The following is a 790-nucleotide window of genomic DNA, read 5'->3' as shown; positions in this document are numbered from 1 at the left end:
GAAATCGGTATCATCCAGGACGCCCTGCTCAGCCAGGCCAACCTGGCGGAAGACACCTTCAGCTACCGCCAGATCAAGGAACAACTGGCTGACGACTGGCCCACCGGCGTCCTTCACTGTGTCCGCCAGGCCATTCTGGCTCAGTGCTGATCCGGACAGGCCACAGTGCGCCGCTGCCAGCGAACTGGGGCAACGCGCTAAAGGCGTTTCAGCTTTCCTCTTCACCGCTGCGTTTGAATGAGCGAGAAAACTGCAGAATCAAAAAGTTGATCAGCGACAGCACCAAGGCAATTTCATAACGACTGTAAGCCACCGAAATACCGATCGCCCCGGTATTCCACAGACTCGCCGCTGTGGCGGTACCGCTCACGTTAGCCCCATCCTTGAGAATCGCCCCACCGCCGATAAAGCCCATGCCGGTAATAATCCCGTACATGACCCGCGCTTCCGCGTCGGACCCGGTGTACACCTGCATTCCCACCAACATATAGCCACAAGCCGCAATGGAAACCAGCGGAAAGGTACGCAAGCCGGCGCCTCGCGCCTTCTGTTCCCGGTTCCAGGCCACCGGCAACGCCAGCACAAAGGCCGCGCCAAGCTGAATCAGGTGGGTCCCCACCTGCGCCCAGTCCAGTTCCTGCATATTGCTCTCCTTGCTTGAGTGGGTACGGGGCTTTGCCCACACCCGCTGACAGTAATCCAGCCCGGCTACCATTGAGACGCATATGTAAGCAAAAGCTTACATCGTCACAACAGAAGCCCGCCGCCCGATCACGCTACCGTTAGTACA

The 790-nt window shown here is 58.6% G+C and carries 1 protein-coding gene; it reads right to left on the bottom strand.

Annotated features, from left to right (window positions below):
• Positions 1 to 208: 208 nt before the first annotated feature.
• The gene (locus A3730_RS22060) at positions 209 to 643 is read right to left on the bottom strand and encodes an MgtC/SapB family protein (RefSeq protein WP_063519767.1); all 435 of its coding nucleotides are present in this window, start codon (positions 641 to 643) and stop codon (positions 209 to 211) included.
• Positions 644 to 790 lie beyond the last annotated feature (147 nt).

Source organism: Alcanivorax sp. HI0044 (assembly GCF_001634945.1).
Note: the sequence above shows the minus strand (reverse complement) of the source record. Positions and strands in the feature narration are given on the sequence as shown.